This window comes from Flavobacterium muglaense (genome assembly GCF_014305155.1).
Taxonomy (GTDB): Bacteria; Bacteroidota; Bacteroidia; order Flavobacteriales; family Flavobacteriaceae; genus Flavobacterium; species Flavobacterium muglaense.
In genome coordinates this window covers 1-25,393 of sequence record NZ_JACRUK010000013.1, presented here as the reverse complement: position 1 = coordinate 25,393, position 25,393 = coordinate 1, and the positions used below count along the sequence as shown (strand labels likewise).

The following is a 25,393-nucleotide window of genomic DNA, read 5'->3' as shown; positions in this document are numbered from 1 at the left end:
TAGGTATTATAACCAAAAAAACAGAAGCGAACTTCTGTTTTTTTATGAATATAATAAAATTTATGTCTTTATTTTTTAGACTCGTTAACCAGTCTTTTTAAAATGGCCCATTGTTTTAAAGCATCTCGTGCTTCAACTGCAGGGTAACCAAGCATGGTTTTTCCAGCAGCAATATCACCAGTTACACCAGATCCGGCACCTACAATTGCACCACTACCTATGGTAGTATGGTCTTTTATAGAAGCGCTTCCGCCAATGATAACTCCATCACCCAAAGTAACTGATCCGGCTAATCCACTGTTACCAGCCATGATACAAAAACGACCTAATTTACTGTTGTGACCTATTTGTACTAGATTATCAATTTTACATCCGTCACCTAGAACAGTCGAGCTAAATTTACCTCTATCAACGCATGAATTTGCGCCAATTTCGACACTGTTTCCTATGATTACGTTTCCTATTTGTGGTATTTTTACTAATCCTCTTTGTGGATCAGGACGGAATCCAAATCCATCTGCTCCAATAGTTGCATTAGGATGAATAATACAATCATTCCCAATATGACAACGTTCTCTAACGACAGTTACTGACCAGATTACAGTGTTTTTCCCTACGGTACTTTCGTCTAGAATGGTCACATTAGGATAAATAGTACTGTTGTCGCCTATTATTACATTGGGACCCAAGTAGCAGCTAGCTCCAATTCTAGCACCATTGCAAACTGTAGCAGTGGCATCAATAACAGCAGTAGGATGAATATCGACTTGAAAAACAGGAGTAGGAGGTGCAAAAAGTGTTAAGATTTGTGACATCGCCAAATCGGCATTTTTTACTTTTATAAAAGCTCTGTTTTCACCCGGTTCAATCGAAATGTCTTCATTAACGACTGCTACACCAGCTTTTGACGTCAACCATAGTTTCTCATATTTTTTGTTGCCAATAAATGAAATTTCATGTTCGGTTGCCACTTCAAGTTGTTCGGGAGCAGTAATTTTGTGAAGTACTTGTCCCACAATAGTACCATTTAAAATGTCATTAATTTCTTCGATTGAATACGTTTTCATGTAGTCTGGAATGTGTTTGGTTTGTAATAGACACCAAATAAAACAAATTGACTTTGGATTTCCTAATATTTCGAAACTCTTTAATGGGTTTGAAAACGAATCGTCATAGACACACGATGAGTTGCACACACTTTATTGATACCATTATTTAAATGTTAACGGCATATTGTAGCGTGTTCGCGTTATCTTTCCGTCTAGTTTGCCAGGAATCCATAGCGGACTGTTGAATAATACTCTTAAGGTCTCAACATTCATATCGTAATTAAATCCTTCCAGTATTTTGTAATCTCTTAAAGTACCGTCAACTTCAACAAAGAATGAAACTTTAATTTCGCCTTTTGAATTATTAGGTCTTTTGAAATTCTTTGCAACGTATTTGTAGAATTCTTTAATTCCGCCAGGAAACTCTGGTTTTACAACATAGGGAAAGAAAGCGATTTCGGCTCCATTTTCATCAAAGCATTTTCCATCAACGAATTCGTTATTTTTATAATTTTCTATTCGTTTTACTGCTCCATTTTCATAATACCGTGTTTGAGCCCCTTCTAGTTTGTCTTTACTATAAGTTGCGGTCGTTTCTTTAGCGCCGCTTTTGTACCAAGTCTCAGCTAATCCATTGCGTATTTTTCTTTTCATATTCGAAAATTGGTCCGCATTTCTAATGTTCCCGTCTAGGTAATAAGTTTTTCTTTGGGTTCCGCCTTCAAAATCTTCGTAGGTACTGTAATAAGTAGCACCTTCGGCTGTAGGGACTTCTTTAAAATCTTCGGTATAGTATGTCTTTTTTTGCCCGTATAATGTAACGGTTGCTATTAAAATAAATAGGAGTAGTAATTTTTTCATGATGTTGCTATTGAATTTTCGGAGCAAAAATAGGATTTATTTCTTACAAATAAAGATTTTATTGATTGAACAAAATTAAATTTTAGGGTTTGTTTTTACAATTAAAGAAACAGTATACTGATAAGCTGTTTATTTTAGTTTAGTCAAACTGGAGTCATGAATAAATTTGTATTTTTGTTTCTAATGGGATTAAAACAGGATGTAAAATGGGACGAATACTTTATGGAAAAATATTTTTGATGAGCCTGTTTTTTGGAGGAATGCAGGTACAAGCCCAATCGGATGAAATTGTTATGAAAAAAGCGGAACAAATAGTGACTCGAAATGAAAAATTGTTGGAAAACAGCAATCAATTATTGGTAGTATATAATGATGTAGCGGAAAGTTATGCAGCTGTTTTTGTTGCCTTCGAGCGAAAAGGATCTAATTGGATTGTTAAAGAGGGACCTGTGGATGTGGGTATTGGTAAAAACGGTTTTGCTTTGCCACTAGAAAAACGTGAAGGCGATGGCAAGTCGCCAACGGGAGTTTTTCGATTGGGAAAATTATTTTCGTACGAGAAGCAACAAAATACCTTACTTGAAAACCAGCAAACTACTGCCGATGATAAATGGATTGATGATCCCAATTCAGATCAGTATAACAGGTATGTGCAAGGCGCTACGGATGCCAAGTCCTATGAGAATTTAGTATTAAAAAACGATGCTTATAAATATTGTATGGTTATAGAGTACAATACAAACCCAATTATAAAAGGAGCGGGTAGTGCCATTTTCTTCCACTTGGCTGTAAAAAAGCCTGTTTTTACTGCTGGTTGCGTGGCTATTGATGAAACAAATATGAAACTCATGGTAAATTGGCTAGATCCGCAACAAAACCCAATGATTCTTATGGGGAATTATGGCGTTTTGAAAAACGGTTTGTAGATTTACTTTCGATAAAAATAAAAAAAACCGCTCTATTTTAGATCAAAATAGAGCGATTTTTGTATGTTTTAAGTGTCACGGACAAGCTGTTTTATTCTTCGTCTCTTTGTCCCATCATCATCAAATAGGCTTTTAAAAACTCGTCTATTTCACCATTCATGACGCCATCTACATTGCTGCTTTCATAGCCAGTGCGCACATCCTTTACTAATTTGTAAGGTTGCATTACGTAGTTTCTGATTTGTGAACCCCATTCAATTTTCATTTTTCCGGCTTCAATATCGGCACGTTGTGCAAGTTGTTTTTTTAATTCAATTTCGTACAATTGAGAACGTAACATTTGCATGGCGCGTTGTCTGTTGTCTTGTTGTGAACGTGTTTCCGAACATTGAATCTGAATTCCTGTAGGCTTATGAAAAAGCTGCACTTTAGTCTCTACCTTATTTACATTCTGTCCTCCAGCACCACTTGATCTCGAAGTTGTAATTTCGATATCAGCCGGATTAATGTCAATCTCGATACTATCATCCACTAATGGATATACATAAACAGAGGCAAATGAAGTATGGCGTTTGGCATTACTATCAAAAGGAGAAATACGCACCAATCGATGCACACCGTTTTCACCTTTTAAGTAACCAAAAGAATAATCGCCTTCAAATTCAAGTGTTACGGTTTTTATACCCGCAGCATCTCCTTTTTGAAAGTTTAATTCTTTTATTTTATAGCCATATTTTTCACCCCACATCATGTACATGCGCATCAACATGGAAGCCCAATCACAACTTTCGGTACCACCGGCACCAGCTGTAATTTGTACCACGGCACTCAAAGTATCGCCTTCGTCCGAAAGCATATTTTTGAATTCAATGGCATCAATGTGTTTTTCAACAAGAGCATATTGTTCATCGAGCTCCTCAGCGGTCAATTCGCCTTCGCGATAAAACTCGTAAGCCAGCTGCAATTCGTCTGTGATTTCAACAGCTTTGTCGTAGTCTTCGATCCATTTTTTCTTGTTTCGAAGGTTCTTTACAATAAGCTCGGCTTCCTTGGCGTTATTCCAAAAATCGGGAGCAAATGTCTTTTCTTCTTCGTTAGAAATTTCAATAAGTTTGGCATCAACGTCAAAGATACCTCCTCAACGCACCAAGGCGCTCTACAATACCTTTAATTTGTTCGGTAGTTGTCATAAATTGTGTAATTTTGTTGGACAAAAATAAGAAAATTTAAGAAGAGGCAAGTATTGACTTGTCTTTTTAAATAAATATAAAAGTGCTATATGGAAATAAATTTAGTTAGCGATACAATTACTAAGCCCACATATGAAATGTTACAGTACATGTTCAATGCCGAAGTTGGTGATGATGTGTACAAGCAAGACCCCACAGTTATTGAGTTAGAGAGTACTATTGCCGATCTTTTTGGAATGGAAGCGGGATTGTTTTTTCCGTCAGGAACCATGGCAAATCAAGCCGCATTGAAGTTACATACACAACCAGGCGAGCAAATTATTGCCGATAAATATGCACATGTTTACCTGTATGAAGGCGGGGGGGCATCCTTTAATAGCGGTGTTTCTTTTTCGTTATTAGATGGTGATCGCGGTATGATTACGGCTGAGCAAGTAGCGGGCGCAATCAACGATCCTGAGTTTTACCACAGTCCATTAACGAGTTTAGTATGTGTTGAGAACACGACTAACAAAGGGGGTGGTGCTTGTTATGAAATTGAAGATTTACAAAAAATAAAAGCCGTTTGCGACGCTAATAATTTGAAATTTCATCTTGATGGAGCTCGAATTTGGAATGCATTGATTGCAAAGAAGCAAAATCCAAAATCCTTCGGGCAAATTTTTGATACCATTTCAGTTTGTCTTTCTAAAGGGTTAGGTGCGCCAATAGGTTCGGTACTTTTAGGTGATAAAGCCACAATTCATCGTGCTTTGCGTATTCGTAAAATATTGGGTGGCGGAATGCGTCAAGTAGGTTATTTGGCGGCAGCCGGATTATATGCCTTAGACCACAACATCAGCCGCCTTGCCGAAGATCATAGAAGGGCTAAGGAATTGGCATCGATCTTAAGTACTAGAGAATGGGTTGCCAAGGTAGAGCCTGTAGAGACAAATATTTTGATTTTTACTTTAAAAACTAATTATAAAGAGAAAGATTTAGTTGAAAATTTGAAACAAAAAAACATCTCAATTAGTTCTATGGGACAGGGAAAATTAAGAATGGTTACGCACCTTGATTATAGAGAAGTGATGCATACTTATGTACTGGAAACCTTGTCTAAAATGTAAATTTAAAAGGTGAATTAGGCACAATTTAAAATTGAATTTCCTAATTCACCTTTTTTTTTCGGACTATTTAAACAAATTGTCCATACCAGGAATCATAGGCATGTCCATTTTTGCAACAGCGTCAAGTTCCGTTTCATTGACTCTAGTTGCTTTTTCGATGGCTTTGTTTAGTACTAAAATCATATAATCTTCCAGTTGCTCTTTGTCTTCTAGCAAGGTATCATCAATACTCAATGATTTTATTTTTCTATTGGCAGTCATGGTTACTTTTAATAAACCATCTGTACTTTGTTCGTCTACAAGAACAGTATCTAAACGTTTTTTAGTTTCTTCAATTTTATTTTGGGTTTCTTTTAATTTTCCCATCATTCCCATTAAATCCATTTTTGTACTTTTTAAAGTTATTACGTACGAAATTACTATTTTTGAATCAATAACCAATGTTAAATAACATGAAAAGACGTTGTATTCTAAATCCCGTTTGTGTTATTTTTGTAAAAATATGTATCCTCAAAAAATGACAGAAAATATACAAGCACCCGTTGCAAAGAAGATTCCTACTCAATTAGAAAAGTTTGACGACGTTCGAACCGATGATTATTTTTGGTTGAAAGACAGGGAAAATCCAGAAGTCATAGATTACCTCAATAAAGAAAATGAATATTATGAGGCCATGACTGCTCATACTAAAGATTTTCAAAAAGATTTATTTGAAGAAATGAAAGCCCGTATCAAGGAGGATGATGAATCTGTACCTTATTTATACAATGGCTATTACTACATCACCCGATTTGAAAAAGGAAGAGATTATCCTATTTATTCTCGAAAAAAAGGAAGCCTTTCGGCAAATGAAGAAATCATGTTTGACTGTAATGAATTGGCCAAAGACCATAAGTATTTTCAGTTAAGCGGGCTAAGTATTAGTATTGACAATCAACTAGCTGCTTATGCGGTTGATACCGTTGGAAGACGCATTTATACCTTACAAGTTAAAAATCTTACTACAGGTGAGATTCTAACCGATAAGATCGAAAACACAACTGGGAATTCGACTTGGGCGAATGATAATAAAACAATGTTTTATACCAATCAAGATCCTAAAACCTTACGTTCAGATAAAGTGTTGAAGCACAAATTAGGTACAGATACCGCTACTGATGAATTGGTTTACTTTGAAGAAGACGATACATTTGATGTAGCAGTAGGGAAAGAAAAGTCAAAAAAATACATTTTGATTAGTTCGTCAAGTACTTTAACAACAGAGTTTAGAACCTTATTAGCCGATAATCCTAATGGAAAATTTAAGGTTTTTCAAAAAAGAGTCCGCGGTTTAGAATATAGTATTTCCTTTTATGGAGATAGTTTTTATATTGTTACCAATAAAGACAAAGCAACCAATTTTAAACTAATGAAAACGCCCGAAAAGGCAACCAATAGAAAAAATTGGGAAGAAGTAATCATGCACCGCGAAGATGTACTGCTAGAAGATATTGATATTTTTAGAGATTTTCTAGTAGTTTCAGAACGTAGCAATGGTTTGAATCGCATCCGAATTATGCCTTGGAATGGTGATGCGGAGTATTTTTTGCCTTTCGAAAGCGAAACTTACACTGCCTATACAACCGCAAACATTGACTTTGACACTGATATTCTTCGTTATGGATACCAATCGATGGCAACTCCTTCGTCTGTGATTGATTTCAATATGAAGACTAAGGAAAAAGAAGTTAAGAAGGAACAAGAAGTACTAGGAGGAAATTTCGATAAAAATAATTATCACGAAGAACGAGTTTGGGCTACAGCCAAAGACGGAACCAAAATACCAATCTCAATGGTCTACAAAAAAGACTTGAAAAAGGATGGTAAAAATCCGTTGTTATTGTATGCTTACGGTTCCTACGGACATTCAATGGATGCTTATTTTTCGTCAACACGATTGTCTCTTTTAGATAGAGGTTTTATATATGCCATTGCGCATGTTAGAGGAGGAGAGGATTTAGGAAGACCGTGGTATGAAGGAGGAAAATTGGCCAAAAAGAAAAATACTTTTACTGATTTTATTGATTGCTCAAAATATGTAATCCAACATCAATACACTTCGGCAAAGCATTTGTATGCCGAAGGAGGTTCAGCTGGAGGTTTGTTAATGGGAGCAATTATCAATATGGCGCCACAATTGTACAAAGGGATTATTGCACAAGTGCCTTTTGTAGATGTAGTTACAACAATGCTAGATGATTCTATTCCGTTAACGACAGGTGAATATGACGAATGGGGGAATCCTAATGTAAAGAAATATTACAAATACATGAAGTCATACTCGCCTTATGACAATGTAAAAGCGAAGAAATATCCTAATATTTATGTTTCTACAGGGCTTCATGATTCGCAAGTTCAGTATTGGGAGCCAGCTAAATGGGTTGCCAAAATGCGAGCGCTAAAAAATGATAATACCGTCTTGTACCTTGATACCAATATGGATGCGGGGCATGGCGGTGCTTCTGGAAGGTTTGAAGCATTGAAAGAATTGGCCAAAGAATTCAGCTTTTTATTGGATTTAGAGAAAATTAAAAAGTAATTAGGAATTTTTAGTTAAATTTGCAACCTATCGTGTTTGAATAAAAATGAGCTCGATTAACTATTTTTTTATGAAAGAAGAAATAAATGCTTATAATAACGTTTTAGAGCTAATAGGCAATACGCCTCTTATCAAGCTAAACAAAGTGACCGAAAAATTAGAAGGTAATTTTTATGCTAAAGTAGAAGCTTTTAATCCAGGTCATTCCTCGAAAGACAGAATTGCATTATATATTATAGAAGAAGCCGAGAAAAAAGGAATTTTATCTCCGGGTGATACTATTATTGAAACAACATCTGGGAATACTGGATTTAGTTTAGCAATGGTAAGTATCATCAAGGGATACAATTGCATTCTTGCCGTAAGTTCAAAATCGTCTAAGGACAAAATTGATATGTTACGTAGTTTAGGCGCTAAGGTTTATGTGTGCCCTGCACACGTATCTGCAGATGATGAACGTTCTTATTATAATGTTGCCAAAAGATTACATGAAGAAACGAAAGGATCGGTGTATATTAATCAGTATTTCAATCAGTTGAATATTGATGCACATTATAAATCAACGGGTCCTGAAATTTGGAAACAAACGAATGGTAAGATTACACACCTTGTAGCTTGTAGCGGAACTGGAGGAACAATTTCAGGAACCGCAAAATACTTGAAGGAACAAAACCCAAATATCAAAATACTTGGAGTAGATGCTTTTGGTTCAGTATTAAAAAAATACCATGAAACAAGAGAATTTGATAATGACGAAATCTATCCGTATAGAATTGAAGGGTTAGGGAAAAACTTGATTCCATCTGCAACTGATTTTGATGTGATTGATAAATTCATGAAAGTAACCGATGAAGAAAGTGCACATACGGCAAGAGAAATCACTCGTAAAGAAGGATTATTTGTTGGGTACACTTCTGGAGCAGTTATGCAAGCCATCAAGCAATATGCAGAGGAAGGAGAATTTGACGCGAGCAGTAATGTAATTGCTATTTTTCCAGATCATGGTTCACGTTACATGAGTAAAGTATTTAGTGATGACTGGATGAACGAACAAGGGTTCTTTGATAGTGTAAACGAAGAAGAAGCTCAAAAAATCGAAATGATAAAATAAAGTTCAAGTTTATTTAATTTAAAAAAGTCCCATTTGCAATTACAAATGGGACTTTTTTTAGACCACTAAATATGGTTATAGCGTATATTTAATTTAATAAATCTGGGTGATCAAGAATCAATTCAATCTTTTTAATTGTAATTGTTATTTGGCTCATTTGTAATTCTATGTTTCTAAAAAACAAACTGATGTCTCTATTTACCCAGCTTTCAGAGATAACACGTGAACCCAAACTAATACGTAAAATGGCACTTTCAATTTCATTCGAGTATTTTACATTTACGGCTTGACCAATATGACATTTTTGTGCTGCAAGACGAATGATTTCTAGAGATGAATCTTTAAAAGAGTCAGACAAATCAGAATTTAACAAGCTGTATAGTTTTTTTACTTTTTCAACAGAGAGGACTTCGTTGTCTTTAAAAATAAAGAAAGGGAAAATTGTACGTATGTTTCTAATTCCAAATTCTTTGCTGCTGTACCGTTTCGTGTTAGTCTCGTCACCATAAATAGGCTGTAAAAAAGCAGCTTCTTTTATAGAGTCGTCAACAAAGCCACAAAACATTTCAATACCCATATTCCTATATAAAATAGGTGTTTTATAATAGCGATCCATTTCAACAACGGCTGCATTCCAGCGCATGTATGAACCGTAATTGTATCCTTCGGATAATTGATTGGCACATGCCCATGTAGTAGGCCAATCAGAATGGTTGTAATATTGGGTTAAGCCTTTCGGCAAAATGTTTTTAGAAGAGTTGATGAGTTTACTAACCGTTTTTGGTAGTATCAAAGCGCCACAATAAGGAGGTCCTGTAAAAAACTTACTTCCTGTAATAGTAACAATATAGCCTTTGTTTAAATAATGCTGAATGTCTTTAGGATCGAGTCTTAACTGTGATCCATCAACGATAATCTGCATTGATAAATCTTTCAAGTCATTCAGTTTTTTGATAAATTCATCAGTAGGTGCTTGATACCCTAATTTAGATTGATCCATGGTATGTAGCACCACATGTCTTCCTAATTCTTTGGTTTTAGAAACAGCGTTAAATACTTCATCGTCTAATTGTTGAGCCGATTTAAGGTCGCCATTTTCATCTCTAAAAGGGATTTTAATCACATCAACATCTCTAAATCCTTCGATTTGATCTCCTTTTTTAATAGGATGATTCAATGCTGTTGTATTTTCAAAATGACATCCTTTCAAGGCAGCAGCAACACCGCTTCCCGTTTCGTCAGAGGCTACAAGGATATGTGTAATTTCTTTGTCAGAAATAATTTGAGTTATTGCGGCAATTTGCAATGCAGAGTCTGTTCCTGAAGGGGAGAAAATGATTTCGCACTCTTCATTTAATTTGAATATTTTTCGAAGGTTTGTTTTTAATAATTCCGAAAATGCGATAGTCGTTTCTTTAAATCCGTTTTTTAAGCTATTTCTAATTAGAATACTTCGTACTTTATCTGTTTTATCAAAAGCAAAATTTGACACGCTTGAAGCCGTAGAAGAAGCAAATGTAAAAGCATCAGGTCTCGGGAACGGGCGGCAACCGTATTTGTTTAATAACTCAATTTCGTCAATATTCAATCTAAGATCACCTCCAGACATCAATAGATATTCTGTAGGTTTGGCTAGATTTTCAACTACAGCTTTCCAAGACTTGTTAAGCTGTGTGTTTGCATTATGAATACCATGAAAAGCCTGTAGCTCTTCATTTTTTGATGGACATTCTTTTTGTAAATTATTATCTTCTTTAATTAAATTGATCAATAAATAGTCTAGATCTTCTAGTTTTTCTTTATCGTCTTTTGGTAGTAAATTATAAAATATTTTGATCACTTCAAGCGCTGCAATATCGCATAGCAATGCATCTTTACTTTCATTATTCAATGCTTTGTACCATAGTTGCCATTCGATTCCGTAACGTAAATACAGCAACGCTAAGATAGGTTTGTCTAAAAAAGCAGTACCTATAATAATAGATTTATTAGGGACTATTTTAAATACATCAGGTTGAGTAGTCGAGGTAATAATATTGATGTTATTTACCTTCGGTACGGTGTTGAATCTCTTTAAAATGCGAACCAGGTAGTTGACATTTTCTTTTTCGAATAAACTTGTTCTATTATATTGATTTTCAATTAAAATGTTGTTTGTCATAAGTGTGATATTTTATAATGTTCTTGCGAACGGTATTCTTTAGTAGGAATAATTGTCAGTTTCATTTGCTTCAATCGGCATTTTTATCCTAATGGTATTCGTAACCTATTATTGATTTCGTTCTTTAATATTCTATTTTTTGGTTTTAAATAACTGATTTTTAGCACTTTGTTGGTTATTAAACGCTAAAAAAGTTTCATTTACTTATTTTTTTAATTTTCAAAATGAAGCAAATATAATGAACTTGAAACCATCTAAAAAAAAACTGGTTCAACAAAGTGGTCCGTTAGCTTGTTCTGAAGTTCATAAGGCTGTATTTCACAATTAAATAATGAAGTAATATAGTAATAATAAACAGTATTTACAGCTAATAATTTTTATTAATTTGCCATCTGTGAAAATGTTATGAGTACGATTGCTATCAGCGCAAATGCGAGTCCAATATAATTTTTAGTGTTGAGCTTTTCCTTGAATAATAACACACCTACGAGGCTTCCTATTATGATAACGCCCATATTCATAGCCGCAAATACCGTCGATGGATTTTTGGCGAAAGCCTGATGTGCTTTTAGATAAAACAAGATATTCCCAAAATTAAACAATCCTACAACAGCTCCAAAAAAGAGATTATTCCTTTTAAGTGTAGCTTTTTTTGCGATTAGTTCATACATAGCAACAGCTAGAATAACAATTAAAGAAATTCCAAAGGTTATAAATAGAGAAGTTGTAAAGGGTAGGCTTGTTGCCAAAGCGATTTGTTTGAACAAAATATCGATTGCTCCAAAACCTACTAAAACCACTGCAGGATAGATCCAATTGTTGTTATGATTGTCGGTTTTTTTATTTAAAATCAACAATAAAGCGGGTAGGGCAATTAGGAAGGCAACGAGCTTGGTACTATTAAATGCTTCATCAAATAGTAACCAAGCCGCAAGAATGGGAATAAATAAAGATAAGCGCTGTGCAGCATCCGTTTTTACGATTCCCATGTGCTTGATTGAAGCCGCAAGGAATAGAAATACAGTGGGTAATAAAATCCCTAACGGAACGTAGATTTCCCAAGGCGCGGTGCTATCAATCATTGTTAAATCGGGGGTAAAAAAGAAGTAGCAAAGCAGTAATGCCATGACATAGTTCCAAGATACAACTTGACTAATGGTCAAACTATAGTTGCGACCTAGTTTGAAAATCACGCCTACAGTAACACTGCAAAGGATACTTAAAATAAGAAATAACATGAGTATTGTTTTTAAGGAATGTTTTTAAGACAAAAAACTCCAGCCGGAGCTGGAGTTTCATATAAAATTGTAGTACAGTTTATGCTTCTTCCATAGTATGATACACGTTCATAACGTCATCATCTTCTTCCATTTTTTCAATCAATTTTTCTACATCTGCCATTTCAGCTTCAGATAGTTTTTTAGTGATTTGAGGAATTCTTTCGAACCCAGAAGATAAAATTTCAAGATTACGATTTTCTAATTCTTTTTGGATCGTTCCAAAACTAGCAAAAGGAGCGTAGATTAAGATTCCGTCTTCATCTTCAAAAACTTCTTCGGCTCCAAAATCGATTAACTCTAATTCTAATTCTTCAGCATCCAATCCTTCAGCAGGAATCCTGAAGTTACAGGTATGGTCAAACATGAATTCAACTGATCCTTGTGTTCCCATGGTACCGTTACATTTGTTAAAATAACTTCTAACATTAGCAACTGTTCTATTATTATTATCAGTAGCTGTTTCGATCAATAATGCAATTCCGTGTGGTGCATATCCTTCAAAAAGTACTTCTTTATAGTTGGCAGTATCTTTATCGGTTGCTTTTTTAATTGCACGTTCAACATTATCTTTAGGCATATTTGCAGCCTTCGCATTCTGGATTACGGCTCTTAATCTTGAATTGGCGTCAGGATTTGGTCCACCTTCCTTAACGGCCATTACAATATCTTTTCCAATTCTGGTAAATGCTTTAGCCATTGCTGACCAACGTTTCATTTTTCTACCTTTTCTGAATTCAAACGCTCTTCCCATTTCTAAATTATTATTTTGAACTGCAAAAATACAGTTATTCCTTATTTTACCAAAAACATAGTATCTTCTTTTCAAGAAATTAAGTTAATAATCGCCTTTTTAGTTACTTTTCAACGTATTCACATCTTCCAAGATGGATATTGCCTCCAGTAAATAGTAATTTTTTTTCAAATTGGCTATTTGAGAAAGGTTGTTTTCGTTGTCTGATGGATTGAGTGTCAGTAAGAAGTTGTTGATTTTCGAGTTGCTGATGGTTAAATCGCTCGGCTGATTTTCAAGGATACTAATTTCCTTCCATAATTGAGTTAAAACTGTTTGTTGCTCAAATAAAGCATCAAGTGTTATAGGTACAATTGCTTTGGGATTTTCTAATAATTCATCAATTTTAATATTCATTTGAATCACATCATTATAGAATGGTGTCGCTGCGATTCTATTAGTGCTTGTGTTCACTATTTTGGATACGCTGTCATCTGTCATATATACTCTGTAGCGCAATTGACTCGCAATACTGTCGTTTTTTAGCGCAGTAGGACTATCACTTTCCTTTGCGTTAATGGTTTCGTATACGGTAGGCATTTTTATGTTAGGGATAACACCTATTCCTTGATGGCTTTTGCCTGTTATGCGATAAAATTTATTGATGGTTACTTTGGCATAGTTCTCAGTGTCATCATTATCCAGTGGCAAAATAGACTGCATAGTTGCTTTGCCTAGCGATGGGTATCCCACTAAGAACGCTCTGTTGTAATCCTGGAGGATCGAAGAGAAAAACTCACTTGCAGAGGCCGAATTTCCGTTAATAAGTACAACAATAGGATCTTTAAAAATCATTCCTTTGTAGGGGTCATAGATCACTTCTTGCTTTTTGCTGTTGTCTACAACTATAGAGATAGGGCCAGAGTCTACAAACATCCCAGCTAGTTTTATGGCTTCTTCCATAGACCCTCCACCGTTATCAGTAAGGTCAATTACAAGGCCTTTGATTTTTTCCTTTTGTAACTTTAGAATTTCTAGTGCGGTATCTTCGGCACAGCCTTTTCCATTGTTTCCTTCAAGGTCTCCATAAAAGTTAGGTATTTTTAGGTATCCATATTTTTTACTACGTTGCTTAATTACAAAGCTGTAGACAGAGTTTTCCTCATCCTTGATTAGTTGTTTTTCGACTAAAACATCAAATGATTTGCCTGAATTTCTTTTTAAAGTCAGAATAATTTTTTTATTCGAATCAGATAATATCATATTCGAAATCGATTCTAAAGCGGCACAGGAAACCTGTAAGGTGTCTTTTAAGTTTGAAATGGATATAATTTGGTCTCCTTTTTTTATTAGACCTGTTTTAAATACCGGTCCATTAGTATCGATGTTTTGTATGATTATCTCATTTTGTTTATTAAGGCTGACGTTCATGCCCAGTGACAAATGCTCTTTGGACAATGAAGCAACAAAATTTGACTTGGAATCATTACTAAAGTAAGCAGTATGTGGGTCGAAGTAGGTACAGAAGATATTGTACAACAACTCTTGTAAGTTGTTTTTGTTTTCTAAAACGGCACTTATTCTACAAAGTTCATTGTCTATTATTCGGTTTTTAGCCTCGTGTTCGAGTGTCTTAAAATTCAAATTCAAACTGTCTTTATTGGTGCTAGAAGAAGCAATATCTTCTAAGATGTCGTAGCGTAACTTTTTAGTAAGGACCTTTTGGACCTCTTCTTTTTGCAGGTAAACAGGAAAGTTTTTCTTGTAAAACCGTATACTATCGATAATGGAGTAATCAATTTCGCTTAATTTTATTTTTTCAAGAGCAGCTTGGTTTCTCAATAAATTAGCGGTGTAGATTTTTTGAATATCAGTCAGGAAATAGCAATTTTTTTTGGCAATAAAATTGTCAATTTGCAGACGGTATTTTTTTGAAAGTTGGTCGTATTCTGATTTTAAGAAAATCGTTCGACCATCATCAAGATTATCAATCAAATTATCAAACACAAAAACCGATAAACTATCGTCTATCGGTTTAGGTTGTATATGATACTTTTCAATTAGGGTATTAATTTTAGAAAGTATTTCACATGTTTGGGCATCATTTTGAGCGATGGCTAAAAACGGCAACAATAAAAATACGAATGTAAATTTGGACATATAAACAATTTGCTTTTGGATCAGATAAAGTTACACAAAGGAACTATAAATAAGCAAACTTTCACGTCATAAAATACATTTAATTCCAGTAAAAAAGTTTAAAATGAGTTGTTTTGATTCCTTTTACTTCTTGTAAAAAGGCAATTTCACGACCTTAGCAGCAACATCATTTTTACGTATACGGATATAGATATCGTTATCGACTGCACTATTAGCAATAGTTACGTAGCCCAATCCAATTCCTTTATTCATAGAAGGCGACATAGTTCCCGAAGTGACAATCCCAATTACAGCACCCGTTCCATCAACAATTTCGTAGTCATGTCTTGGTACTGCGCGTTCTTGCATTTCAAAAGCGACTAATTTTCTAGTAACACCTTCTTCTTTTTGTTTTTTCAAGTTTTCAGAATTTGTAAATTCTTTCGTGAATTTAGTAATCCATCCCAAACCTGCTTCAAGTGGCGATGTTGTGTCGCTAATGTCATTACCGTACAAACAGAAACCCATTTCTAAACGCAACGTATCGCGTGCTGCTAAACCAATTGGTTTTATTCCGAAAGCTGCTCCAGCCTCAAAAACTTTAGTCCAAATTTGTTCTACTTCACTGTTCTTACAGTAAATCTCAAATCCACCTGAACCCGTATAACCCGTAGCCGAGATAATCACATTGTCAATTCCAGCAAAATCAGCTACTTCAAAATGGTAATATTTAATAGCAGCCAAATCAATTGAAGATAAGGATTGCATTGCTTCAACCGCTTTTGGACCTTGAATTGCAAGCAAAGAATAATCTTCCGAAAGGTCTTTCATCTCTACACCTAAATCATTGTGAGACGAAATCCAGTTCCAGTCCTTTTCAATATTCGAAGCATTTACTACTAATAAATACTGCTCTTCTTTCATTTTATAGATAATCAAATCATCTACAACTCCACCGTCACTGTTCGGTAAACAAGAATATTGCGCTCTACCAACCGTTAAAACGGATGCATCATTTGAAGTCACTTTTTGGATCAAAGCCAAAGCATTTGGACCCGTAAGTAAAAATTCTCCCATGTGCGAAACATCAAAAACACCCACGTCATTACGTACCGTTTCATGTTCAGCATTCACCCCTTCGTATAAAATAGGCATATTGTATCCAGCAAACGGAAGCATTTTTGCTCCCAAACTTTCGTGTATGTGCGTAAGCGCAGTATTTTTCATTGTGTGTGTATATAAAATTTGAAGTGGCTAATTTATTGAAAAATTATCAAATTAAAGGCATCAAATATGTAAATTTAATAGTATTTAGGAGCTATTTTCAGCTATCCGTTGCAAATGTAATTCACTGAACACCGAAATAAATAGTATAAGTGAAGTAATCTTTTACTTTTTAAGAAAAAAGTAAAAGGATTTCCACTGCTATCTGGGCTAGGGCATTTGTGTTTTTAAGTTGTCCCATATTAAATTAGCACTTGATATTGGTCGTGTTTACCGTAAAGTCAAATAATTTATTAAATACAAAATTTAGCTAGATAGTAACATAGTTAGTTAGCTCAATTCAAGGACTCAAACGGATATGACTTTCTACAATAAAATGAAATGACTTTTAAAATCTATGCTTCTATGTGGTTAAAAAAAACAATAAAGTTGGTGTCACTCACAACGGCTTAAAGCAAGTTCAATTTATCCAAAAAAAAGACAAACCAAAATACGATTTCGATTTGTCTTTTTAAAGAGGGTTGTCTTAAAGTAAACTTGTTTTAGTATTTGGCTGGTGCGCCAGCTTTAGGCAATGAGTTTTTTATAAAAGTTCTAATGTCTTCATTAGCAGTTTCTAAATCTTGTTTTCTCAAGTACATCATATGTCCGCTACGGTAGCCTTTCCAAGACATTCGGTCTTTTAGTTTACCGCTAGGATCCATTTGCCATAAATTATATTTGGCATTAAAATAATCGCAAGCCCCATCATAATAACCGGATTGTACCATCAAGTTTAAATACGGGTTCTGTGCCATGGCTTGGCGTAAATTTTCGGCTGTTTCATCACCAGACCTGTCCCAAGGATGCACAGGACCAAACATATTGTATTTAAAATCGGTTTTATAGTTTAACTCATTTCGAATGTACATATTGATCGATGGTGTAAAAGAGTGTAACCAAGAAGTCAGTTCCGCATTAAAATCAGGGCTGTCTCCAGCGTCTTTACGGTCAATTCCTTTGTAACGAGAATCAAGTCTTCCTACGGTGAATCCTTCGTCACGTAATAACTCTTTCCAGAAATAATTAAAAGGGACATCAAGGTTATTTTGCAAAACCACTTTTTCGGATATACCCGAGTAGCGCGCAATTTTACCCGCTATTTCTTTCTTTTTTTGTTTGTCTAGTGAGCTTCCTTTACTGATGGCAGGTAGTAGTTCGTTTAGGGTGAAATCCTCGACTTCGGGTAGCATTGCAGTCAGGTCTTTGGCTTGAAGATCGGCAGGAAGTTTTTTATGAAACCAAGCTGTAGCTGAAAAATAAGGTAATTTCAAAGCTGCATCTGCAGCAACACCACGATCAATGCCTAGAGTAGTTGGTGAAACTAATATCACACCGTTCAAGTACATCCATTGACTGTTTTGTAATTCTAGTGCAAGCCCAGAAACACGAGTAGTTCCGTAACTTTCTCCAATAAGGTATTTTGGCGAAGCCCAACGATCAGATCGAGTGACAAATCCGCCAATCCAATCGGCTAGGTATTTGATATCAGCATTGACTCCAAAAAACTTTTCTTTTGGAATGTCTTTGCTTGTTGCTCTAGAATAAGCGGTGTTAACGGGATTAACAAAAACGATATCGGCCACATCTAGAATAGAATAGGGGTTTTCTTTAATTCCGTACGGTTGTACTGGATATCCTTCGTCGTCAATATTCAACAATTTAGGACCTGTGTAAGCAATATGCATCCAAACCGATGCAGATCCAGGGCCACCATTAAACGAAATCACAAGTGGGCGAGAAGCGCGATCTTTCACATCGGTGCGTTCATAATAGGTATAAAACAGTCCCGCTATTGCTTTTCCATCTGCATCCCAAACAGGCATAGTCCCTGTTGTGGCTTTATAAGGAATTTTTTGTCCTTTGATAGTGGTAATGTGATTGGTAATAGTGCTTTGATCAGGATTAAAAACGAGATTGGCATCAGAGGCTGTTTCTTTTGAAACTTCTTTTGCTTTTGAAGCTTTTTCCTGTGCTTGAACGGGCAGATTAAGTGCTGCTAGTAGTAATAGCAATATTGTTTTTCTCATGGCTTTGTTTTTAATAGAGATTCGAAGTTACTAAAGTATTCTTTTTTAAAGGAATGACAAAAGAAAGGCGGTTGTTTTAGCAATTGTCTAAGTACAAAACAACCTGATTTGCTTTTGTTTTTGATCTATAGTTTAATTAAAAAGTTGTAATTTTAAAGAAAGAAACTTGAATAATGGATACACTGTATAGTACTAAAAGCGAAATTGTTAAAAGGTACAACCCCATCGATCCTAAGGCGCACAAAGGAACGCAAGGGCATGCTTTAATTGTAGCTGGAAGTTATGGCAAAATGGGAGCAGCGGCGCTATCGTCAAAAGCTTGCTTGAAATCTGGTTGCGGACTCGTAACAGCTTTTGTTCCAAAATGTGGCTACGAAATCCTGCAAATTTCAAATCCAGAAGTCATGACAATAACGGATGAACAGGAAAAGTTTATTTCGAATATTACATTCGATATCAAACCACAAGCTATTGCCATTGGGCCAGGTTTAGGTCAAGAAATGATAACCCAAAACGCTTTGCATCAGTTCTTGAAAAACAATACAGTTCCATTGATTCTAGATGCCGATGCCTTGAATATATTATCTAGTAAAAAAGAATGGTTGTCACTGTTACAATCCAAGACCATCCTCACCCCACATCCTAAAGAGTTAGAAAGGTTAATAGGAAAATGGAATTCTGACGAAGAGAAATTCGATAAAACGATTGCGTTTTCAAAACAACACGATGTCATTATCGTGATGAAAGGTGCGCCTACCTTTATTATAGACGGAGCTGTTATTTACGAAAATAGTACGGGAAATTCGGCATTGGCAACCGCTGGAAGCGGAGACGTACTCACTGGAATTATTACAAGTCTTGTAGCGCAAGCTTACCAACCCATAAACGCATCAATACTAGGTGTTTACCTTCATGGTTTGACTGCTGATGTTGCTTTGCCCGAAACGGGTCATCATGCTTTCATCGCATCAGATATCATTAATTATTTAGGAAAGGCGTTTTTGACATTGGAAAACGAAAAGTAATCCAAGATTTCGAATTCAGGAATTCGGATTGAAATAACCGGATCCATTCAACTTATTTGTAAGTTTGTACCTCAGTAAAACCCGAATATGAAAACCAACTTCAATCTTCGAACCGTAAATGTCACACGGTACATCACGCCTTTGCGCGAGGGCGGTTCTTTGCCTGCTTTGGCGGAAGCCGATGATGATTTTAAATATGTCCTTAAGTTTAGAGGTGCAGGTCATGGCGTAAAAGCCTTGATAGCCGAATTAATTGGTGGCGAAATTGCCCGCGCTTTAGGAATGAAAATGCCCGAATTAGTTTTTGCAAATCTCGATGAAGCTTTTGGTAGAACCGAGGCCGATGAGGAAATTCAGGATTTGTTGCAAGGAAGCCAAGGCATGAATTTGGCTTTGCATTTTCTTTCAGGAGCTATTAATTTTGATCCCGTAGTTACAGCGGTTGATTCTGTTTTAGCTTCACAAATTGTGTGGCTAGATGCTTATATTACAAATGTTGATAGAACGTTTCGAAATACCAATATGTTGATTTGGCACAAAGAATTATGGCTCATCGACCACGGTGCAAGTTTGTACTTTCATCATTCGTGGACGACCTGGGAGAAACATGCCCAGAGTCCGTTTGCCTTAATTAAAGATCATGTTTTATTACCACAAGCATCAGATCTTGAAGCAATCGATACGGCATTTAAAAAACTACTAACTCCAGAGGTTTTAACTGCAATAGTAGCGTTAATTCCAACAGATTGGTTGCAATGGGAAGATGTTGATGCCACGCCAGAAGAGTTACGAACGGTTTATTTGCAGTTCCTAACCACCCGATTAAATCATTCAGAAATTTTTATAAAGGAAGCACAAAATGCAAGAGAAAAACTTATATGAGTATGCTGTAATTCGGGTTGTGCCTAGGGTAGAACGCGAAGAATTCCTGAATGTAGGGATTATTCTTTTTTGCAAAAAAGCCAAATTTATAAAAGTGAAACAAATCGTTCCTCTTGAAAAAATTCTGGCTTTATCTGTAGAGGCGGATGTAGAACAAATTCAAGCCAATATTCAAGCTTTCGCAAAAGTAGCTCACGGTACTAAAGATGGTGGCCCTATTGCCATGATGGATATTCCGTCTCGTTTTCGATGGTTAACGGCTTTGCGTAGTTCCGTAATTCAAACTTCAAGACCACATCCAGGAATCTGCGATGATCTCGACCAAACAGTAGAACGTTTATTTGCCGAGTTGGTGCTATAAATCAAAGGTGATACATTGATTTGTATCACCTTTATTATTTAGAGTCTTTTCTCTAGCACCATAAAATCCAATTGCTCTTCAATAATTGGAATATGTATGTCGCTTACAGGAAAAGCTTCTCGCGCTCCTGTGTCTTCGTAGCCATGGCGTTTGTACCAGTCAATTAACTCTTTTCGTATTGAAATCACGGTCATTACAATTCGGTTTAGACCTAGTTTTTGAGCATGAATTTCGGCTGCAGCCAATAATTTTTTACCAATACCACTATTTTGCAATTCAGGAGAAACAGTTAACATCCCTAAATACAATTTGGTTTCTTTTTCGATCAATAACACACAAGCCAGAATACTATCTTTTTCGGTAAACTTCAACATCGTATGCTTAGGATTGGTTATGATTTGCTGTATTTCGGCTTCGTTCGTTCGGCTTCCTGATAATAAATTAGCTTCGGTAGTCCATCCTTTTTTTGAACTTTCTCCGCGATAAGCCGAGTTAATTAAGCGCGTTAAACTACTAACGTCTTCAAGTGTAGCTGGTGTAATCATAATAATTTAATAGAGTTTCTTAAAGGTAAAAATAGATTTTAAATTTTAGTCAATAGTTAGTTTTTCTTCTAAATATTGAAAAATTTCCTCAGGCAATTCCTCATGAAAAGCAACTCTGTCAAAACCTTCGGGATCATTTGCCGGAAGGAAACTAGGGTTTTTCATTCCATCAGGAAACGGACTAATAAAAGAGAAGTGCCCTGCGTTTTTAATTTCGCGTAAGAGTACTTGTTCTGGGTTTTGAATGCCTTTTAAAATCACATCAGCCGTCCATTTTTTAGGAGTGTAAATATCCTCGGTCGCAATGTATAGTAAAATGGGAATATTGACTTGATCGAGCGCACTCTTTGGACTAAAATACCCTGCTGCAGGCGCCATTATCACTAAGGCTTTAACGCGCTCGTCTTTATGAGTCGAAATGGCTTCGCCAGTCATCGAGTACGGTTTCCCTCCAGCAACAGCTAGGGCCGTATAACCTCCAAAAGAATGGCCTATTAGGGCTATTGTATTAGGATTTATTTGCTGCTTAAAAGTAGTCTTATCCAACAGATAATCAATAATTAAGCTAATGTGTTGTGGTCTATATTCTAAATTTTTCACACTATCCGAAAGCGAATTATCCGTCCGATTATTACCAAAATGTTCCGGCATCGCCACAATAAAACCGCGAGTAGCTAAATAAGTACTAATCGTACGATACACATACTGCGACCCACTATTGCCATGTGAAATAAGGACCAAAGGGAACTTGCCTTCCGCTAGGACTCCATCAACTGCAACATCCATTATAAATGGTCCAAAAGGAGTTGGCTTACTACCATCTAGAGTAGGGTAGTGCAGTAAAACGGGAAACGAAAGATTGTTTTTAGGATCAGTAATCGTTAGTACTGTACTGCCTACTAGGAAGGGAGTGTTTTTTGGATTCATAATTATTTATATTATTTTGGCGTATCCACAATCTCTCAAAATAAAAGCTACTAACTTGTTGTCAGTAGCTCTTAATGGCGTTCGGATCGTTTTATCAGGATTGTTATTTAAGATTTTAAAGCAATCTTTGTGTGATTAATAGGCGTGCACTTCTTAGTTTTTATTCATCAAAACATCAGCATGTACGGCCACTTCGCTCCATGTTTTACTTATACCATCTTTACCAGTATGCAAAGCTTCACAAGCTTTATTGATCGAAGCAACAGCTGCTAGGCCATCCCAATTTTCGAGATTCATCACCCCATCAAATGACAAGCTTGTATCACTATTAGTTGTCACCTGTAACGGAATTGTAGCAGTCTTGCCGTTTAAAGTCACCTCAATTTCGCAACTATTATCGGCTGCCAGCTTAAAAGTTCCTTTAATAAGTTCCGTATCTTTCATGATGCCAAAAAAGAATTTCAAGATTTTAGGATCTCTTGTTCCCGTCGCATCATTGGTGAACAAGCTACTTACCGGAATGTTAAATTGAGTACCATTTAAGCTTTCTAATCCGCTCTTTCCTTCATGAGTCTCTGTCAATGTGATTTCTTTAAAAACACCTCCCACAGCCACTTTATCCGTAGTTTTGTAGGCCGTAAAACTTACCTTGGTTGAGTCACTATTTACCGTATAAGTTCCTGTTGTTGTTGCAACTTCGGTAATAGGTTCTTCGGTGTTTTTTTTAGCGTCCTTACAGCCTATAGCAGTGATCAAAATCATTCCTACAGCAATCAGTTTTAGGTTTTTCATTGTATTGTAATTTAATTATGTTTATCGTAAAATTAAACATTATTAAAGGAACAGCCTTGATTTACCCGAAGAACTGCTGATAAATTATTGTTAAATACTTTTAAATAGCACCGTATTGCACCACTCATTGGACTGCATGTCTTGAAAATAAGTATAAGGATTAACGGCTAAATTTACCCACATTAGTTTGATTATTCTTCATGTAATAAACTCCAGTAGCAAGGCCAGAAACATCAATCACAACATGGGTTTCATTGGTAACTGCCGATAAAACTTTTTGACCCAAGGCATTAAAAATATTAATATTTTTAGGGTCAAACGCTTTAAAATCTAGGGTTAGTAAATGATTTTTTATATAATATACAATCGCCTTTTTATCCTTATTAAACTCCACTACATCCAAGCTCTGTATGCCAGTCCAACTAGACAAACTCGTTACGGTATCCCAAGCAATTCGTTGCATTATAGTAGCCTGTGCCGTGGTAGGCATATCATCATAAGCAGTGCCATAAATTGTATTCAAACTGTTAGTCAGCCCTTGTGGTGACTGTTCGTAAATACACGAGAACATTACACAAGCAATAAAATAGTTTCCTTTATTTGTCAAGTGAATATCGTCTTTAAACAACTCGCGTATGCTAGAAATTCCGGGCACAGATCCCGCATTTATTAAGGTAGCCAAGTTGTACATAGCTTGTCCAGCAGGCACCATCCATATTTGTGTGTCTGTATTGTTTTGACTGCGAACCGAATTTACAATTCCCGTCCACAGTGGGAAATCAGCCTTTAATCTAGGGTACCACAATAAGGTACTGTTTTGCGAATCATCATACGCACAGCCGTAAGTAGTGCCATTAGTCCCTAAAATCCCCGAATTAATACAATGCCAAGTCTCGTAAATATAAAATTTAAGGGGTTTGCCAGAATTGTTATTTTTAGCGTAGGTATAAAAATTGTTGGCGTATTGATAGGATGCGCTCCAAGTCAAATGATTTTGCAAAGGCACAGCTTCCGTAACAATCAATTTATTAAAATTCCCAGCCGGAAAAGCATTAAAAAAGGATGTGCCTTGTGCACCCGCCGCATTATTGTAATTGTATTGCAAGCTAGAACCATTGATAATTTGGTAGCCAAAACTCGAAGTTTTAGAGGCATTTACCGCCAAAGCCTGAGTCATTGCCGGCATATCTTGATTGACTAAACTATGGCCTACATAAAACGGATTTTGTTGCGCAAAACTAATAATGCTACTTAAAAATAAGTTAATAATAAGATAATGTTTTTTCATCATATTGGGCTTTAAGTACGAAACGTTTAAAAAAAACAGATTTCAAATATACTTTTTTATCTCCATAAAGAGGGCACAATACATTGATTTTCATGCTAAGTAGTGGGGCGTGCCACCATTGCGTCAAGAGGCTTATCTTTGTTTGCATTAATAAAGCCCCTTGCCACAATGCTGTCGGGCTCATACGCGCTACTATGGTAGCTAGCTGCTATCCCTCACCCAAATCATGCACCATTGTTACTATCGTTAAAAAAAACGAAATTTTTTGCTAGGGCAAAAGAACTAGCAGTAGGGCAATAGGCAATAAATGAACCCTTTAAACTAAGGTGCCACAGTGCGGTATTGCTCTTCACTGTGTTGTGTTTTCAACTTCCAGTATTGCGTGTAAAATGTATGGTTAGATTTCAAGTTTCTAATTGCAGTTGCAAAGAAATGAATGAGTGTATCTTTTGCAGGATACTGTTGACTGAAACAATCCTGCTTTTTAGAATTAAATACATTGACCGAGGCAAACATTTCAGTTATGGATTCGGTTCCAGTAGCAGCAACAGTAAATAACTCGGGATTAGAATCGATCAACTGTCGGTTTTCCCAGATTAGAATTGGTGTGCTATCTCCTTCAAGCCAAATTTCTTTGTCCCATTTTCCGTATTTATCAAACATTAATTTTTGGGTGTACATAGCCGAAAAAACAGCATTGAACCGCAATTCATTCAAGTAAGTTGAATCAGCATCTTGGATAATTAGATTGGGTTTAATTTTCCAATTTTTATAGCCATTTTTGTAAATATAGGGATTATTTGGATTCGAAGTTTTTTGCTTGATACCAACTGCTTCATCAGTTGTTTTAACTGTTTTAGTAGCTGTACAACTCAAGATCACAGCTGAAATAAGTAGTATTACCAATTGCTTTTTCATGTTTTATTTTGCTTTTGTTTGCCTGGATTCATGCAGTAACTATTGATCTTCTATCCGTTATGAGCAGTTTTTTTGATCAAATCGTTCCATTTTGATCAATCAATATTATACTATTGAATTCTCCTTTTCACGGTAACATTACCGCTAACGTCAGTCTGTGAAAAAACTTCCGTTTATTTCTTTCAAATATAACACATAATATAATATAAAAGGAAGAAAAGTTGTATA

22 protein-coding genes are annotated in these 25,393 nt (G+C 35.8%); 7 read left to right on the top strand and 15 right to left on the bottom strand.

All coding sequences use genetic code 11. The features are described from left to right. Nucleotides 1-68 precede the first annotated feature (68 nt). Nucleotides 69-1,067 carry a UDP-3-O-(3-hydroxymyristoyl)glucosamine N-acyltransferase gene (gene lpxD, locus H8R24_RS07455; protein ID WP_187017937.1) on the bottom strand — a complete coding sequence of 333 codons (999 nt, stop codon included), beginning with the start codon at nucleotides 1,065-1,067 and terminating at the stop codon, nucleotides 69-71. A 144-nt stretch (nucleotides 1,068-1,211) separates the two neighbouring features. Beyond that, the gene (locus tag H8R24_RS07450; RefSeq protein WP_187017936.1) at nucleotides 1,212-1,910 is read right to left on the bottom strand and encodes a toxin-antitoxin system YwqK family antitoxin; all 699 of its coding nucleotides are present in this window, start codon (nucleotides 1,908-1,910) and stop codon (nucleotides 1,212-1,214) included. A 206-nt stretch (nucleotides 1,911-2,116) separates the two neighbouring features. Here H8R24_RS07450 and H8R24_RS07445 point away from each other — a divergent pair, with 206 nt between their 5' ends. Continuing rightward, on the top strand, nucleotides 2,117-2,836 hold the full coding sequence (locus H8R24_RS07445; protein ID WP_187017935.1) for a L,D-transpeptidase family protein: 720 nt from the start codon (nucleotides 2,117-2,119) through the stop codon (nucleotides 2,834-2,836). A gap of 91 nt (nucleotides 2,837-2,927) precedes the next feature. Here H8R24_RS07445 and prfB read toward each other — a convergent pair. Further along, a protein-coding gene (gene prfB, locus H8R24_RS07440; RefSeq protein ID WP_187017934.1) for a peptide chain release factor 2 occupies nucleotides 2,928-4,026 on the bottom strand; the annotation gives its coding sequence in 2 pieces (ribosomal slippage) (nucleotides 2,928-3,962 and nucleotides 3,964-4,026; 1,098 coding nt in all). An 89-nt stretch (nucleotides 4,027-4,115) separates the two neighbouring features. Between prfB and H8R24_RS07435 the strand changes: the two genes are divergently transcribed. Then, nucleotides 4,116-5,135, top strand: a complete 1,020-nt coding sequence (locus H8R24_RS07435) for a threonine aldolase family protein (RefSeq protein ID WP_187017933.1) — start codon at nucleotides 4,116-4,118, stop codon at nucleotides 5,133-5,135. Nucleotides 5,136-5,198: 63 nt separating this feature from the next. Here the strand turns inward: H8R24_RS07435 and H8R24_RS07430 are convergent, their stop codons facing one another. Then, complete coding sequence (locus H8R24_RS07430; RefSeq protein WP_187017932.1) at nucleotides 5,199-5,519, bottom strand: YbaB/EbfC family nucleoid-associated protein; 321 nt, start codon at nucleotides 5,517-5,519, stop codon at nucleotides 5,199-5,201. A gap of 133 nt (nucleotides 5,520-5,652) precedes the next feature. On the opposite strand from H8R24_RS07430, the gene H8R24_RS07425 reads away from it, so the two are divergent. Beyond that, nucleotides 5,653-7,713, top strand: coding sequence for a S9 family peptidase (locus H8R24_RS07425; protein ID WP_187017931.1), 2,061 nt, complete (start codon nucleotides 5,653-5,655; stop codon nucleotides 7,711-7,713). A gap of 70 nt (nucleotides 7,714-7,783) precedes the next feature. Beyond that, a complete protein-coding gene (locus tag H8R24_RS07420) occupies nucleotides 7,784-8,824 on the top strand; it encodes a PLP-dependent cysteine synthase family protein (protein WP_187017930.1) in 1,041 nt (346 codons plus the stop codon). A gap of 88 nt (nucleotides 8,825-8,912) precedes the next feature. On the opposite strand, the gene H8R24_RS07415 is transcribed toward H8R24_RS07420, so the two are convergent. The 6 genes from H8R24_RS07415 to H8R24_RS07390 all read right to left on the bottom strand — a co-directional run bounded on the left by H8R24_RS07415 (nucleotide 8,913) and on the right by H8R24_RS07390 (nucleotide 18,427). Next, nucleotides 8,913-10,985 (bottom strand): hypothetical protein, encoded by a 2,073-nt coding sequence (locus H8R24_RS07415; RefSeq protein ID WP_187017929.1) that lies wholly within the window; start codon nucleotides 10,983-10,985, stop codon nucleotides 8,913-8,915. A gap of 380 nt (nucleotides 10,986-11,365) precedes the next feature. Then, a complete protein-coding gene (locus tag H8R24_RS07410; RefSeq protein WP_187017928.1) occupies nucleotides 11,366-12,223 on the bottom strand; it encodes an EamA family transporter in 858 nt (285 codons plus the stop codon). Between the two features lie 79 nt (nucleotides 12,224-12,302). Beyond that, nucleotides 12,303-13,016 carry a YebC/PmpR family DNA-binding transcriptional regulator gene (locus H8R24_RS07405; protein ID WP_187017988.1) on the bottom strand — a complete coding sequence of 238 codons (714 nt, stop codon included), beginning with the start codon at nucleotides 13,014-13,016 and terminating at the stop codon, nucleotides 12,303-12,305. Nucleotides 13,017-13,115: 99 nt separating this feature from the next. Next, nucleotides 13,116-15,155, bottom strand: a complete 2,040-nt coding sequence (locus H8R24_RS07400) for a S41 family peptidase (protein WP_187017927.1) — start codon at nucleotides 15,153-15,155, stop codon at nucleotides 13,116-13,118. A 123-nt stretch (nucleotides 15,156-15,278) separates the two neighbouring features. Beyond that, nucleotides 15,279-16,361 carry a glycine cleavage system aminomethyltransferase GcvT gene (gene gcvT / locus H8R24_RS07395; protein WP_187017926.1) on the bottom strand — a complete coding sequence of 361 codons (1,083 nt, stop codon included), beginning with the start codon at nucleotides 16,359-16,361 and terminating at the stop codon, nucleotides 15,279-15,281. Between the two features lie 539 nt (nucleotides 16,362-16,900). After that, entirely contained in the window at nucleotides 16,901-18,427 is a 1,527-nt protein-coding gene (locus H8R24_RS07390; RefSeq protein WP_187017925.1) for a S10 family peptidase, read from the bottom strand. Between the two features lie 173 nt (nucleotides 18,428-18,600). Here H8R24_RS07390 and H8R24_RS07385 point away from each other — a divergent pair, with 173 nt between their 5' ends. The 3 genes from H8R24_RS07385 to H8R24_RS07375 all read left to right on the top strand — a co-directional run bounded on the left by H8R24_RS07385 (nucleotide 18,601) and on the right by H8R24_RS07375 (nucleotide 20,695). Beyond that, on the top strand, nucleotides 18,601-19,452 hold the full coding sequence (locus H8R24_RS07385) for an NAD(P)H-hydrate dehydratase (RefSeq protein ID WP_187017924.1): 852 nt from the start codon (nucleotides 18,601-18,603) through the stop codon (nucleotides 19,450-19,452). An 87-nt stretch (nucleotides 19,453-19,539) separates the two neighbouring features. After that, nucleotides 19,540-20,334, top strand: a complete 795-nt coding sequence (locus H8R24_RS07380) for a HipA family kinase (RefSeq protein WP_187017923.1) — start codon at nucleotides 19,540-19,542, stop codon at nucleotides 20,332-20,334. Beyond that, nucleotides 20,312-20,695: a DUF3037 domain-containing protein gene (locus H8R24_RS07375; protein WP_187017922.1), complete on the top strand. Its 384-nt coding sequence runs from the start codon at nucleotides 20,312-20,314 to the stop codon at nucleotides 20,693-20,695. Before H8R24_RS07380 ends, H8R24_RS07375 begins: the two co-directional genes overlap by 23 nt. 38 nt (nucleotides 20,696-20,733) lie before the next feature. Here H8R24_RS07375 and H8R24_RS07370 read toward each other — a convergent pair whose 3' ends face one another. From H8R24_RS07370 to H8R24_RS07350, 5 genes are all read right to left on the bottom strand, one after another. Then, entirely contained in the window at nucleotides 20,734-21,240 is a 507-nt protein-coding gene (locus H8R24_RS07370; RefSeq protein ID WP_187017921.1) for a GNAT family N-acetyltransferase, read from the bottom strand. 45 nt (nucleotides 21,241-21,285) lie between these two features. Next, a complete protein-coding gene (locus H8R24_RS07365) occupies nucleotides 21,286-22,167 on the bottom strand; it encodes an alpha/beta hydrolase family protein (RefSeq protein ID WP_187017920.1) in 882 nt (293 codons plus the stop codon). A gap of 153 nt (nucleotides 22,168-22,320) precedes the next feature. Continuing rightward, nucleotides 22,321-22,959 carry a YceI family protein gene (locus H8R24_RS07360; RefSeq protein WP_187017919.1) on the bottom strand — a complete coding sequence of 213 codons (639 nt, stop codon included), beginning with the start codon at nucleotides 22,957-22,959 and terminating at the stop codon, nucleotides 22,321-22,323. Between the two features lie 160 nt (nucleotides 22,960-23,119). Further along, nucleotides 23,120-24,250: a T9SS type A sorting domain-containing protein gene (locus H8R24_RS07355; RefSeq protein ID WP_187017918.1), complete on the bottom strand. Its 1,131-nt coding sequence runs from the start codon at nucleotides 24,248-24,250 to the stop codon at nucleotides 23,120-23,122. Nucleotides 24,251-24,568: 318 nt separating this feature from the next. Beyond that, nucleotides 24,569-25,165 carry a hypothetical protein gene (locus tag H8R24_RS07350; RefSeq protein WP_187017917.1) on the bottom strand — a complete coding sequence of 199 codons (597 nt, stop codon included), beginning with the start codon at nucleotides 25,163-25,165 and terminating at the stop codon, nucleotides 24,569-24,571. Nucleotides 25,166-25,393: the final 228 nt, after the last annotated feature.